13 protein-coding genes are annotated in these 13,017 nt (G+C 58.8%); 3 read left to right on the forward strand and 10 right to left on the reverse strand.

Features of this window, described 5'->3' with window-relative positions; genetic code table 11:
- Positions 1-12: 12 nt before the first annotated feature.
- Positions 13-936: an ABC transporter six-transmembrane domain-containing protein gene (locus OKC42_RS07045; RefSeq protein ID WP_270819324.1), complete on the reverse strand. Its 924-nt coding sequence runs from the start codon at positions 934-936 to the stop codon at positions 13-15.
- 107 nt (positions 937-1,043) lie between these two features.
- On the opposite strand from OKC42_RS07045, the gene OKC42_RS07050 reads away from it, so the two are divergent.
- From OKC42_RS07050 to OKC42_RS07060, 3 genes are all read left to right on the forward strand, one after another.
- Entirely contained in the window at positions 1,044-1,637 is a 594-nt protein-coding gene (locus OKC42_RS07050) for a TetR/AcrR family transcriptional regulator (RefSeq protein ID WP_236354447.1), read from the forward strand.
- A 105-nt stretch (positions 1,638-1,742) separates the two neighbouring features.
- Positions 1,743-2,969 (forward strand): winged helix-turn-helix domain-containing protein, encoded by a 1,227-nt coding sequence (locus OKC42_RS07055; protein WP_270819325.1) that lies wholly within the window; start codon positions 1,743-1,745, stop codon positions 2,967-2,969.
- Positions 2,970-3,060: 91 nt separating this feature from the next.
- A complete protein-coding gene (locus OKC42_RS07060; protein WP_103250772.1) occupies positions 3,061-3,810 on the forward strand; it encodes a substrate-binding periplasmic protein in 750 nt (249 codons plus the stop codon).
- A gap of 89 nt (positions 3,811-3,899) precedes the next feature.
- Here the strand turns inward: OKC42_RS07060 and OKC42_RS07065 are convergent, their stop codons facing one another.
- The 9 genes from OKC42_RS07065 to OKC42_RS07105 form a co-directional block, all read right to left on the reverse strand.
- Complete coding sequence (locus OKC42_RS07065; RefSeq protein WP_270819326.1) at positions 3,900-5,024, reverse strand: M20 family metallopeptidase; 1,125 nt, start codon at positions 5,022-5,024, stop codon at positions 3,900-3,902.
- Positions 5,025-5,049: 25 nt separating this feature from the next.
- A complete protein-coding gene (locus tag OKC42_RS07070; protein ID WP_005335063.1) occupies positions 5,050-5,517 on the reverse strand; it encodes a YjiG family protein in 468 nt (155 codons plus the stop codon).
- A complete protein-coding gene (locus OKC42_RS07075; protein ID WP_139494132.1) occupies positions 5,514-6,242 on the reverse strand; it encodes a nucleoside recognition domain-containing protein in 729 nt (242 codons plus the stop codon). Before OKC42_RS07075 ends, OKC42_RS07070 begins: the two co-directional genes overlap by 4 nt.
- A 252-nt stretch (positions 6,243-6,494) precedes the next feature.
- The gene (gene frdD / locus OKC42_RS07080; RefSeq protein WP_040066869.1) at positions 6,495-6,851 is read right to left on the reverse strand and encodes a fumarate reductase subunit FrdD; all 357 of its coding nucleotides are present in this window, start codon (positions 6,849-6,851) and stop codon (positions 6,495-6,497) included.
- 10 nt (positions 6,852-6,861) lie between these two features.
- Complete coding sequence (locus OKC42_RS07085) at positions 6,862-7,260, reverse strand: hypothetical protein (RefSeq protein ID WP_005335058.1); 399 nt, start codon at positions 7,258-7,260, stop codon at positions 6,862-6,864.
- A 16-nt stretch (positions 7,261-7,276) separates the two neighbouring features.
- Positions 7,277-8,011 (reverse strand): succinate dehydrogenase/fumarate reductase iron-sulfur subunit, encoded by a 735-nt coding sequence (locus OKC42_RS07090; RefSeq protein ID WP_005335057.1) that lies wholly within the window; start codon positions 8,009-8,011, stop codon positions 7,277-7,279.
- Positions 8,004-9,788: a fumarate reductase (quinol) flavoprotein subunit gene (gene frdA, locus OKC42_RS07095; protein ID WP_270819328.1), complete on the reverse strand. Its 1,785-nt coding sequence runs from the start codon at positions 9,786-9,788 to the stop codon at positions 8,004-8,006. Before frdA ends, OKC42_RS07090 begins: the two co-directional genes overlap by 8 nt.
- 509 nt (positions 9,789-10,297) lie before the next feature.
- Positions 10,298-12,175 carry a methyl-accepting chemotaxis protein gene (locus OKC42_RS07100; protein ID WP_270819329.1) on the reverse strand — a complete coding sequence of 626 codons (1,878 nt, stop codon included), beginning with the start codon at positions 12,173-12,175 and terminating at the stop codon, positions 10,298-10,300.
- Positions 12,176-12,330: 155 nt separating this feature from the next.
- Positions 12,331-13,014, reverse strand: coding sequence for a glycerophosphodiester phosphodiesterase (locus OKC42_RS07105; RefSeq protein WP_270819330.1), 684 nt, complete (start codon positions 13,012-13,014; stop codon positions 12,331-12,333).
- Between the last annotated feature and the right edge of the window lie 3 nt (positions 13,015-13,017).

The raw sequence follows: 13,017 nt of genomic DNA on the forward strand, positions 1-13,017 counted from the left end.
AGATAAAAAATATCAAATCATTTCATCGGGTTGGGCGGTATTGACCCGGCGACCTATGTCTCGCAGCCGGGCCAGCTGATCGGCAAGACCGGGCCCCTCATCCAGGCTGGTGACAAAGTTCCAGAGGTAGGTCATCACAGCATAGACATGGCCTGCCGAGACCTGGGGCTGGGCCATCAGCATGGTGATGGCCAGCAGGAACAGCAGGGAGGCGCTGATGCCGACCGCCAGAAAGGCGAGCGCCTCCCGATCCGAAATCCTGATGCGCAGCCAGGCCAGCGCGCGGTAGTGGCGGGCGAGGCTGGTTGACTGGGCATGAGTGACCAGTTTGACCTCGCGTTCCAGCCGATCGTTGAGCCGCTCGTGCAGCAGCTGGTTCTTGCGCGAAAAGCCGGGCAGCAGCAGGCCGAACAGCAGCAATATCCCCATGCAGGCGATGCCGACCCAGAACTCGATCACCATCAGCATCACGGCCGCACCGACGATGGAGATCAGGCTGGTGGCCAGGATCGGGATATGTTTCTCGAAGAAGTCGACAAACTCCCGCGCCAGAGTGACCCGCGCCACTATGGTGGATTGCCCCTCCTGCTGCTGGCGCTGGGTCAGGATCACCGGCACCGCCAGTGCCGCATAGATATGGGTAAAGGTGCGGGTATCGACCGCCCGGCGCAGGGCACCGATGAGCCAGAACAGCAGCACGATCAGGGCGTAGCTTGAAGCCTGCCACCACTGGCCCTTGACGATGGCGTCGATGGCAAAGCCGGCGAACAGGGGATAGACCACCAGCAGGATGTTTTCGAGGGCCACCAGCGAGAAGGTGCCCGCCAGCTTGAGGGGATTGGCCCGCGCAATCGCCCCCAGCGAACGACCGGCCGAGTGTGGCAACGGCGTGGCCTGCTCGTCGCAACTGGCTGCCGAAGTGGTTGGTGTTGTCATGGGTTATCTCCTAAGATGTCGGAAACGCCAAGTTTGAGCGAGTGCTCAAAGTTTGTTTGAGCGACTGCTCAAAGTCAAGCAGATCGATTGATATCGTAGGAGGTCAGATGGCACGCCCATCAGCAGAACAGCGCAAAGAGATGATCATCGAGGCCGTACTGGCCCTGTTTCGAGAGAAGGGAATGGCGGCATCGTCAACCCGTGATATTGCCGAGCGCACCGGTCTGGCGCGCAGTCACGTCTACCACTACTTCAAGGATTGGAAGGAGCTCTGCCTCTGCGCCGTGGAGCGCTTCACCAGTCAGGAGATCGCCGAACAGCGGGAGTGGTTGTTGCCGCTGCCAGCCCGCGAAGCGTTGCCGCTCTTTGTGCGGGACAACCTGCCGACCAGTCAGGATGCCTCCTGGGCCATCTATCTGGATGCCTGGAACGAGTCACTGCGCGATCCTGTGTTTGCCGAGAGCTACCGCAAAATCATTCTGGCGTGGCGGGAGGTGCTGGAGCAGATCCTGCAAAAGGGGATCGACAGCGGCGAGTTTGTGGCGGGCGATGCCCGGCGACTGGCGCGTCAGATCACCTCCCTCATCAACGGCTATGCCGATGACCTTATTCTGGAGCCGACCCCCGAGACGGTAGAGGCCACTTATCAAGAGATCATGCTGGTGGTGAATCTGCTGGTCTTGCCCCCGGCCCACTCATAGCGGCGCAGGTACACAAGGGGGGAGGCGTGCCAGCGTGGTGCCTCCCCCGGTTTTGTTGGCTATCCGCCGGGCGCGCGATGGTCATATTCCAGGGAGCGGTTGTTGATGTCGATTACCCATTTGTCACTGCAAGATGCCCGTCATCTGCAACTGGCGGCGCAAGGGCTGCTTGCCCCCCGTCGCTGCAAGGCGACCCCGGCCGATCTGCTGGCCACCATTCGCCGCATGGCGCTGCTGCAGATCGATACCATCTCGGTGGTGGCGCGCAGCCCCTATCTGGTGCTCTTTAGCCGGCTTGGCCAGTATGAATCGCGTTGGCTGGAGCAACTGCTGGCCGACGGCGAGATCTTCGAATATTGGGCCCACGAGGCCTGCTTTGTGCCCCGCGAGGATTACCGGCTGTTGCGCCACCGGATGCTTGACCCTGCCGCCATGGGCTGGAAGTTTTCGGCCAACTGGCTCGCCACCCATCAGCAGGAGATTGGCCAGCTGATCGAGCGCATTCGCCACCATGGCCCGGTGCGGGCGGCTGACTTTGAACGCACAACCGGCAAGGGGAACGGCTGGTGGGACTGGAAGCCGGAGAAACGTCATCTGGAGGTATTGTTTACCACCGGTCAGCTGATGGTGCGGGAGCGGCGCAACTTTCAGCGGGTCTATGATCTCGCCGAGCGGGTCATCCCCGAGTGGAGCGACCAGCGGGATCTGCCGAGCGTTGAGCAGGCGCAGCGGGATATGGTGCGCGCCAGTTGCCGGGCGCTGGGGCTGGTCAAAACCGGTTGGGTCGCTGACTACTATCGGCTGCGGCGCGGCAAATACGACGCCTTGCTCCATCAACTGGCGGACGAGGGGGAGCTGTTGCCGGTACGAGTGGAGGGGTGGCAGCACGGCGCTTTTGTGCACGCCTCGCTGGCCGATGAGCTGGTGCAAGCCAAGGAGGGCCGTCTCAAGGCAACCCATACCACAGCCTTGTCGCCGTTCGATCCGCTGGTGTGGGATCGCAAACGGGCCAGTGAACTGTTCAACTTCGACTATCGCATCGAGTGCTATACCCCGGCCCCCAAGCGCCAGTATGGCTACTTCGTGTTGCCCTTGCTGCATCGTGGCAAGCTGGTGGGCAGGATGGATGCCAAGGCCCATCGCCAGCAGGGGATCTTCGAGATCAAGAGCCTCTATCTTGAAGCCGGGGTGAGAGTGACCCGCACGCTTGCACAGGATCTGGCGAAAGCCCTGCAAAAGCTGGCTGACTGGCACCAGACGCCGCAGCTTCGTTATGGTGCCATTCCGGCCAATTTGCTGGCGTTGTGGCATGAAAGCGCCCCTGCAAAGTGAGCTCTATCCCTTCTGGGCTAAGCTGCAAGAGGGATAAACAGTTCGGGAGCGGGAGATGAAACGAGTGGCAACATGGTGGGCGGGATTGGCGATGGCCATCTTGTCCCCCGCGCTATGGGGGCAAGAGCCACCAGTGAAGATCTGTCTGGGGGAGGGCAACGAGTGGGCCCCCTTTACCTACTGGGAGCGCAAGGACGGGGTGCCCGATACCAGCCGCCTGACCGGTTCGGCGACAACGCTGGTGCTCGATGCCCTGCAACAGAGCGGGCTCTCGCACCAGATCCGCTATCTGCCCTGGGCGCGGGTGCAGCAGGAGCTGGCGGATTATCGCCAGAATGGTCTGTGCGAGCTGACCTGGGATGCCAGCTACAAGCCGGAGCGGGCCGAGTTTGCCTTCTACAGCGTTCCCCTCTATTACACCCACCTCGGTTTCTTCTATCTCAAGCGCCGCTACCCCGAACCGCCGGATCTGCAGACGGTCAATCGTTCCCGGGTGTGCGGGGTGATTGGCTACAACTACACACCCTACGGGCTTGCGCAGGAGCCACGCCGGGTCAAGCAGTTGCAGCAGGCGCTCGATATGCTGGAGCGGGATCGCTGCGACTTTCTGCCAAGCGAAATCGAACCTCTGGTGGCAGGCATCAGCCTTGGCATCTACCGCAGCGAGAGCGGGTTGCTCAATCTCGCCCTGCCCAGCCGCAAGGGATTCTATCTGCTGGTGAGCAAGGGCTCCCCCCGCGGTCACCAGCTGGTGAACATCCTCAATCAGTCGCTGGTGGCGTTTCAGGAAGGGGGGCATACGGATGAGGTGATGCGCCGCTTCTTGCCGCCGATGGAGTAATAGCGAAGGGTTGCTGTCATTCAGGGGGAGCAGATAAACAGAGGGCCAGCCGGTGCAAACCGGCTGGCCCTTTTTTACGTTAGAGGCTGTCAGGCCGCCAGACGGGTCAGTACCTTCACCAGCAGCTCGATGCGCGGGGCTATGCTGGCCAGATCCAGATACTCCTCGTCACTGTGGAAACCGGCGCCGATGGGGCCCAATCCATCCAGAGTGGGGATACCGAGAGCGGCGGTCAGGTTAGCATCGGAGCCGCCACCCACCTCCTGCCAGCTGATCGGCAGTCCCAGTTCGGCGCCACACTCCTCCACCAGTTGCATCAGCGCCAAAGTGCCTTCTGATGGCACCATGGCCGGTTTGTGGGCCTCGCGGGTCAGCTGGATGGTGACGCCGTCCAGATGGGGCCGCTCGGCCATGGTCAGCAGATGATCGTTGATCTGGTGGTACTCCTGATTGTCCCAGAAGCGGACGTCTACCACGGCGCTGGCATGGGCCGGCACTATGTTGGCGCCATTGCCCCCCTCGACAATGCCGATGTTGAGGGTGGTGCCGCTCTCGAAGTTGGTCAGGGCGTTGATGGCCAGGATCCAGTGGCCCAGCTCGGTGATGGCGCTGCGCCCCTTCTGCGGTTCGTTGCCCGCGTGAGCCGCCTTGCCAGTGAAGTCGATGCGATAACGGGCCATCCCCTTGCGCGCCTTGACCAGCGAGCCATCGGCGCGGGCCGCTTCGGCCACCAGCACCTGCTTTGCCTGTTTGGCCACCGTGGCCAGCCAGTCGCTGGAGTGGAGGGAGCCGATCTCCTCATCCGGGTTCATGCAGACGCAGATGCTCAGGCGATCGCGCACCTCGCGTGGCAGTTCACGCAGGGCATAGACGATGTTGAGCAGGCCGGATTTCATGTCGGAGACACCGGGACCGTAAGCGCGCTCGCCATCGATGCTCATCGGGCGGGCGGCGGCGGTGCCGAGGGGGAAGACGGTATCCATATGGCCGATCAGCATTACATCGATCTGCGCCGCATCAGGCTGGTTGCGGATCTCCAGTCCCACCCCGGCTGCGCCGCAGTCGACCCGCTTGATCTGCCAGCCGCCCATCGCCTCATATTTGGCGGCCATCAGGTCTGCCACTGCCGCAATGCCCGGCTGGTGCAGGGATCCGCAATCCAGATTGATCAGCGGGGCCAGTTCGGTCAGGTATTGATCCAGAGAAAAAGTCATTGCTTGCTCCACTATCAGGTTCGGGTCAGAGAAGGATGTTCATCACCAGCATGGCGCCGAAGGCGTTGAGTACCGAGATGGCGACCATGATGGGGATATAACGCCCTTCGGTGCCGATGCAGCCGAGGATGCGGCCCATGTACTGCACCTGGGAGCCCATCAGGTAGATGGCTGGCGCCAGAATGGCGATGTGGGTGCCGTTGAGGATCCCCTGATCGAACAGGGTGATGACCACACCGACTGCACCGCCCATCGACATCCAGGCGCCGATCAGCACGGCTGCCGCCTCACCGGGCAGACCGAAGATGGCCATGACGGGGGAGAAGATGGCGCCCATGGCATCCAGCGCGCCGGTGATCTGCAGCGCCTTGATGATGACGAAGGCCATCAGTACGTTGGGTACGGTGGAGGTGGTGGCGATGACCCAGCCCTTCTTGGCCCCTTCGACGAAGATATCGGTGACGATGGGTTTCTTGATGTTGGCCTGGCTCATTTGGCTTGCTCCTGAGTGTTGAGGGTCTGCTGGGCGTTGTTATCGGTCTGCTTGCCTTCGCTCATATTGAGGTAGACCCGGAACAGGTTGGCCCCGACAAATTTGAAGGCGAACATCACGATGACAGCCAGACCGATGGAGGAGCTGACCGCCGGGCTGCCATCCGCCAGCGTCAGGGTGAACAGCACGGCGCCGGAGGAGAAGAAGTTGACGATGGTGGCACCAGCGGAGAACTGGAACATGGTGAACACATCGGTTTCACGCTTGGTGATGAGCCCTTCATCCTTGAGCTGACGGGTCATGGCTGCACCGGCATCGGTACTCTGCAGGGAGGCGATAAGGGCGAGGCCGGTGTTGCCCGGGATCCCCATCAGCGGACGCAGCAGCGGGGTCAGCAACTTGCGGGCCGCTTCCAGCGCGCCGTAGTGCTCCAGCACATTGATCATACCGAGAGCAAACATCACGGTGGGGATCAGGGTCAGGGCGAACAGAAAGCCGTCTCTCGCCCCGTTGCCCCCTTTGCCGCGCATGTCGGTCATGGCGGTCTTGATGCCGTCACCATTCTCGCTGACGCTCTGGACCATGGTACCGAACGAACCGTTCAGCGTGGTGAAATCGAATACCCCGTACCACTCGCCGGATTGCAACAGTCCGGAGAAGAAGACCACGGCGAAGGCCAGTGCCAGGTAACTGCCTATGCTCACCGAGCGTGTTTTGTCTGTCATTAGCTAGCTCCATATGAATAATTATTTAATCTGAATAATTATAATTGATATGGATGTCACTAAATTGATGGTGGTCAAAATGGTTTGCTACAAATGACGAATGTATGGGGGTTATGTGACTGTGATCGCCATATGATTGGACGATAATCTGGTTTTTATCGAATTGTTTGAGTGAATAAAAAGCAGGGGCGGGATAGCGGGGCAAAAAAAAACCGGGCACGAGGCCCGGTTTGGTCAATCAGTCAGATGTGATTACTGGAGTACCAGCACCATCAGCAGGCCGACGGTAATGGCAGATACCAGGAAGGCAAAGCCATAGAACACATAGTGGTGCAGCTTGGTGGTGTGGATCCCCAGATCGTGCAGACCGTGGTAGATACGGTGCATGCCGTGCCAGACTGGCAGGGCGATGATCACCAGCAGGATACAGGCACCCCACCAGGAGCTGGCGAACGCGTGTACGCGGTCATAGCTCATGGTTTCCACGTCCATGATGCCCATGGGCACCAGCAGACCGGTGATGAGGACAATGACCGGCAGCAGCATGGCAACGACCATGCCACCCGCACCAAACAGACCCCAGTAAATTGGTTCGTCAGAACGTCTCATTGTTTTCTCCTCAGGCCACGATGATCAGGACAAGCAGGGACACCACCGCCAGCGCCACATACTGGGCGAGAACGATCGGCTTCTCCGGTACCAGGTCTTCACCACGGAAGATACGCATGGCTTTCGGCGCCAGGGCGAACCAGGTTTTGGCATGGAACAGGCAAGCCGCCAGAGCGACGACATGGAACAGGATGGCGATCGGGCTTTGCAGGGATTCCAGCCAGCCGTTGAACGCTTCCTGACCCTGAACCAGGCGCATCAGGCCCCACATCAGCACAACGGCGTAGATGGAGACGAAGATACTGGTGCCTTCACGGATCATGTAACCGGTGTAGAAGGCGTTCTTCAGCCACCAGTCTTTCTTCATTTCGCGGACGTAAGGTTTACGTTTGCTATCAGTGTTGTTCATGGTCTCAATCCTGCTCTCAATCTGGCTTGAACATGGCGATCATGTAGTCCTTGGCGCTTTCGACCTTGCCAAGCTGGATGGCCGCCGCCGGATCGACGCCCTTCGGGCACACTTCGGAGCAGTAGCCCACGAAGGTACAGCCCCAGACGCCTTCGTCCTGGCTGATGATGCGCATACGCTCTTTGGCACCAGCATCACGGTTGTCGACGTTGTAGCGATAGGCCAGAGCCAGTGCCGCCGGACCGGTGAACTTCTTGTTGATGCCGTACTGCGGGCAGGCTGCGTAGCAGAGACCACAGTTTATGCACTGGGAGAACTGCTTGTACTGCGCCATCTGGGCCGGCGTCTGGATGTACTCGCCATCACACAGGCTGCGCGGCTCGCTCGGGATGATGTACGGCTTGATGCTCTCCAGCTTCTCGATGAAGTCGGACATGTCGACCACCAGATCGCGCTCGATCGGGAAGTTGTTGAGCGGCTCGACGGTCATCTTGCCCGGCAGATAGTCGCGCAGGAACGCCTTGCAACCCAGCTTGGGCACACCGTTGACCATCATGCCGCAGGAGCCGCAGATCGCCATCCGGCAGGACCAGCGGAAGCTCAGGGTAGAGTCCAGGTGATCCTTGATGTACTGCAGGGCGTCCAGCAGAGACATCTCTCTCTGGTATGGCACCTGGAAGGTTTGCATCCAGGGCTCGTTATCCTGTTCCGGACGGTAGCGCAGGATCTCAATTTCAATCATCTCAGCCATTCTTCTTAGCCTCGTCTTGTTTCTCACCCTCGGAGCCGTACACGCGTTTTGCCGGCTGGGACTTAGTGATCTTCACATCGGAGTAATCGATGGAGGGCGTTTCGCCATTTTGGTAGAACGAGAGCGTGTGCTTGAGGAAGTTCACGTCATCGCGCTCTTCGTAACCATCCAGACGCTGGTGGGAACCGCGGGACTCTTTACGATTGATGGCGGAGTGCGCCATGGCTTCAGCCACGTCCAGCATGTAACCCAGTTCGATGGCGTACAGCAGATCGGTGTTGAAGACAGAGGACTTGTCGTTGATCTTGACCTTCTTGTAACGGGCTTTCAGCTCGTTGATCTTGTCGATGGTGCCCTGCATCAGCTCTTCGGTACGGTAGATACCGACACCGGCTTCCATGGACATGCCCAGCTCGTTGCGGATATCGGCCGGGTTTTCGGTACCGTCTATGTCCATCAGGGAGAGGTGTTGCTTGATGAGCGCCTCGGCCTTGGCGGCCAGCGCTTCGGTGTTGCCATGCTTCAGAGTCTTGGCAAATTCACCTGCCTGCTCACCGGCCAGCTTGCCGAATACCACGATCTCGGACAGGGAGTTGGAACCCAGACGGTTGGCACCGTGCAGACCGACGGAGGCACATTCGCCCGCGGCGTAGAGGCCGGGCAGACGGGTGGCACACTTGTTGTCAGTCTCGATACCACCCATGGTGTAGTGGGCAGTCGGACGTACCGGGATAGGCTCTTTGGCCGGATCCACGTTGACGTAGGCTTTGGCCAGTTCGCAGATGAACGGCAGACGCTCTTTCAGGTACTTCTCGCCAAGGTGACGCAGGTCGAGGTGAACCACATCGCCCATCGGGCCCTGAATGACGCGGCCTTTCTGCTGCTCTTGCCAGAATGCCTGGGAAACGCGGTCGCGCGGACCCAGCTCCATGTATTTGCTCTTCGGCTGGCCGATCGGGGTTTCCGGGCCCAAGCCGTAGTCTTGCAGGTAGCGGTAGCCATCCTTGTTCAGCAGGACGCCACCCTCACCACGACAACCTTCGGTCATCAGGATGCCGGTGCCCGGCAGACCGGTCGGGTGATACTGGACGAATTCCATATCACGCAGCGGTACGCCGTGACGGTAGGCCAGTGCCATGCCGTCGCCGGTGACGATGCCACCGTTGGTGTTGTAGCGATAGACACGGCCAGCGCCGCCGGTTGCCACGATCACGGATTTGGCCTGGATGAAGCGGGTGATACCGTTCTGGATATCGAAGGTCAGTACGCCCTGAACGCGGCCATCGTCCACGATCAGATCAAGACAGAAATGCTCGTCGAAGCGCTTGATGCTCGGGTATTTGACGGAGGTCTGGAACAGGGTGTGCAGAATATGGAAACCGGACTTGTCTGCGGCGAACCAGGTACGGGGAACCTTCATGCCACCAAACGGACGCACGTTGGCTTTACCATCCGGCTTGCGGCTCCAGGGGCAACCCCAGTGCTCCAGCTGGATCATCTCTTTGGTTGCGTTGTTGACGAAGTATTCCACTACGTCCTGCTCGCACAGCCAGTCACCACCGGAGACGGTGTCGTTGAAGTGGTTTTCGAGGGAGTCGTCATCACGGACGACACCGGCGGCGCCGCCTTCGGCAGCAACCGTGTGGCTGCGCATCGGGTAAACCTTGGAAATCAGGGCGATGTCCAGGTCTGGCTGTGATTCGGCTATAGCGATAGCGGCGCGTAAGCCGGTACCGCCAGCACCGATGATGGCCACATCGGTCTTGATAATATCCACATCTGCCTCCTTAGGGATAGATTTGCTGGGCACGATTTTGCTCTATGAAAAAAATTCAGGCTTGATGCAAGTCAAACTGCTAGGTTTTATTCCCTTTTTATTGGTTATTTTTCTATAAAACACCCAAATCCCTGGATGAAAATGTCGTTATTATCGTCATTTTCTGGTGTTACTGAGCAGTTGAACACCTAGCTACGAGCACTTTAACTTCTGGATTGTACGTAGTTTTCTTTCAATAAAATGCGAATCACCTCTCTTTTTAGGTACTCGCGAAAAAAATTTTAAGTTTTTTATTGTAATTTTTTAATGAGAATTATTGGCATTTATCTATTCGGATAGAAATAGGTAATCCGAAATGCTGCGGTGGCCACAGCGGTGATCTGATAATTCCAGACGAATCACAAGGATTTCAAGGCGGGGTATTTGGCGGGTAATGTGAGATTACTCACTGAAAATTAAGCGCTATTTAGAAAAATAAAAGGGGCCTGTACGGCCCCTTTTGCTCATCCTCAAATGCGGAACATACCGACCTGATTGCTCAGTTCACCCGAAATATTTTTAAGTTGTTCAGAGAGATGGCGTGAGCTGTCTGCATCCACTGCCAGTTCGTCCGAGACATCTTTCACCGCCTGAATGTTGCGGCTTACCTCATCGGTGACGGCCCGCTGCTCTTCAGCCGCGCTGGAGATCTGGGTCGCCATGTCGGAGATCTGGTTGATCGAGGTGGTGATCTGCTCCAGCGCATGGGTGGCGTTGTTGGCGTCATCCACGCTGTTCTGGGCCAGCAGCTGGCCTTCGTGCATGGTGCTGACCGCCCCCTGGGTATTGCGTTGCAGGGTTTCGATCATATTGCGGATCTCGACGGTGGAGCTGTGGGTACGCTGTGACAGGACGCGCACCTCGTCGGCTACCACCGCAAAGCCGCGGCCCTGTTCACCGGCACGGGCCGCTTCGATGGCGGCGTTCAGTGCCAGCAGGTTGGTCTGCTCGGCGATGCCCTGAATGGTGGATAGGATGGTGTTGATCTCCTGGGCGTTTTTCTCCAGTTCCTGAATGATGTTGGAGGCCTGTTCCACCTGGGTGGCCAGATCGGTGATGGAGCGCTGGTTGCGGGCGATCACCTGCTTGCCATGCTCGCAGCTGCTGGAGGAGCTGCGGGCCGCTTCGGCGGTCTGCTCCGCGTTGCTGGCGACCTCGACCGCGGTGGCCGACATCTCGTGTACCGCAGTGGCGATCTGGGAGATCTCGTTTTGCTGGCGTGCCAGCCCCTGATTGGCCTTCTCCGCCATGCTGTGGGAGGACTTGGCCTGCTGGTTGAGCTGGCCGGAGGAGTTGGAGATATCCTGCACCATCACATGGATCCGCTCGATGAAGGTGTTGACGTGTTTGGCAACCGCGCCCACCTCATCCTCACGTTCAATCTTGATCCGGCGGGTCAGGTCGCCGTTGCCACGGGAGAGATCGGCAATCGCTTCGCCCAGGGTTTTCAGAGGGGCCAGCGAGCTGTTGATGGCGACATAGGAGAAGCCTGCCACGATCAGTATGGTGATAAGCCCCTGAATGAGGGAGGAGGTAACCATGCGGCGTACCGACTGGTAGGCGATCTCTTCATCCACCATCATGCCGTAATACCAGTTGGTATTGGGAATGGCATTAAAGTCATAGACCTCTTTCTTGCCGCTGATCACCAGCTCGTTGATCATGCCGTCATGGGCGACCTGATTGATGTAGGCCGCAGTCAGTTCCGGTGCCAGAGCGGTGGCGGATTTCAGGCTCAGGGAGGCATCGGGGTGCGCGATGATGGTGCCATTGCTGTCCACCAGCATGGCGTAGGTGCCCTCGGTGGTGACCGCAAGAATGTCCGAAATCAGTGAGCTGATGGAGACGTCACCGGCGATGACCCCCTGGGTATTGCCGCGCTGGAACGGCTCGGCAATGGTGACAATCAGCTGGCCGGTGGAGATATCGGCATAGGGGGCTGTGATGACCAGCTTGCCTGCGGCGGCCGCGTCCTTGTACCAGGGGCGTTGACGTGGGTCATAACCGGCGGGCAAGTCGGTTGGTTTGCTCTGGATCATCTTGCCGTCTGCGGTACCGGCATAGACCAGGTCGAAGCCACCGGCATTCATGGACTGGGCCAGATGACTGATGGGCTCATCTTCTTTGGCGAATGCTTCCTTGGTGGTGCTAACCATGCTGATCCGGGAGTCGACCCAGCGGGAGATCCCCTTGACGTTGGCCATGGAGCTTTCGTCGATGATGTTCCAGACCAGTCGCTGGGTCTCGCTGCGCAGTTGCGAGGTGTTGTACCAGACCTGCAGGCAGGTGATCACCAAAATGATGATCCCGATAGCCAGAACAAGCTTGTTTTTAATGGATAAGTTCATAGTTACATCCTTGTGAGCGTCAGTCTGAAGTGTGTGTGGAATCTAGTTATTGTTATGAGCCTCTGTTTATCGGCTGAAGTTGAACTCTTTGTATCCCGGTCAGCTATTTAAAGTTAGTGCCTAAATCAGTGGTTATCCATGCGCGTATCCCCCCCTCACTGCGTCAGAAAACGATCTGGTCGATTGGTGAAGATTCCATCGACCCCCATGCTAGAGAGCGTTTCATAATCTTCTGGATAATCAACGGTATAAACCAGAACTTTGAGCCCCCGGCGATGTGCATCATCGACCAGCGCGGCATCGATAAAATCAACATCGCAATTGATGGACCAGGCTCCCAGCTCGTCGGCAAACTGCGCCAGGTTGAGCGGCAGGTTGGCGGTCAGGGCACCGAGCCGGATATCGGGCCGCAAGGCGGCAAATCGGGCCAGCTCCGGGTGATGGAAGGAGGAGACCACCCACTGCCCGGGACTAAAGCCCAGCTCGGCCTCTGCCCGTCGGGTCAGGGCTGCCACCGCATCGGCGGTATGAGCCCCCTTAAGCTCGATATGCAGCTCGCAGCGTCCGGTGATGATCTCCATCACCTGCCACAGGGTCGGGATCACCTCTCCCTCACCGGCATCGAGCTGCTCCAGATAGGAGCGGGATTGCTCGGTCAGCACCCCCTTGCCATTGGTGCAGCGCTCCAGCCGCCGGTCGTGGAAGACCCACAACTCGCCATCGACCGCCTGCACGTCGATCTCGATGGCTGATGCTCCCAGCTCCAGCGCTTTGGCCATCGCCTTTAGGGTGTTCTCCGGTGCCAGACCGCTGGCGCCACGGTGGGCAATAATCTGCATGTT

The sequence above is a fragment of the Aeromonas sp. Y311-2 genome, from assembly GCF_027706025.1.
GTDB classification, from domain to species: domain Bacteria; phylum Pseudomonadota; class Gammaproteobacteria; order Enterobacterales; family Aeromonadaceae; genus Aeromonas; species Aeromonas veronii.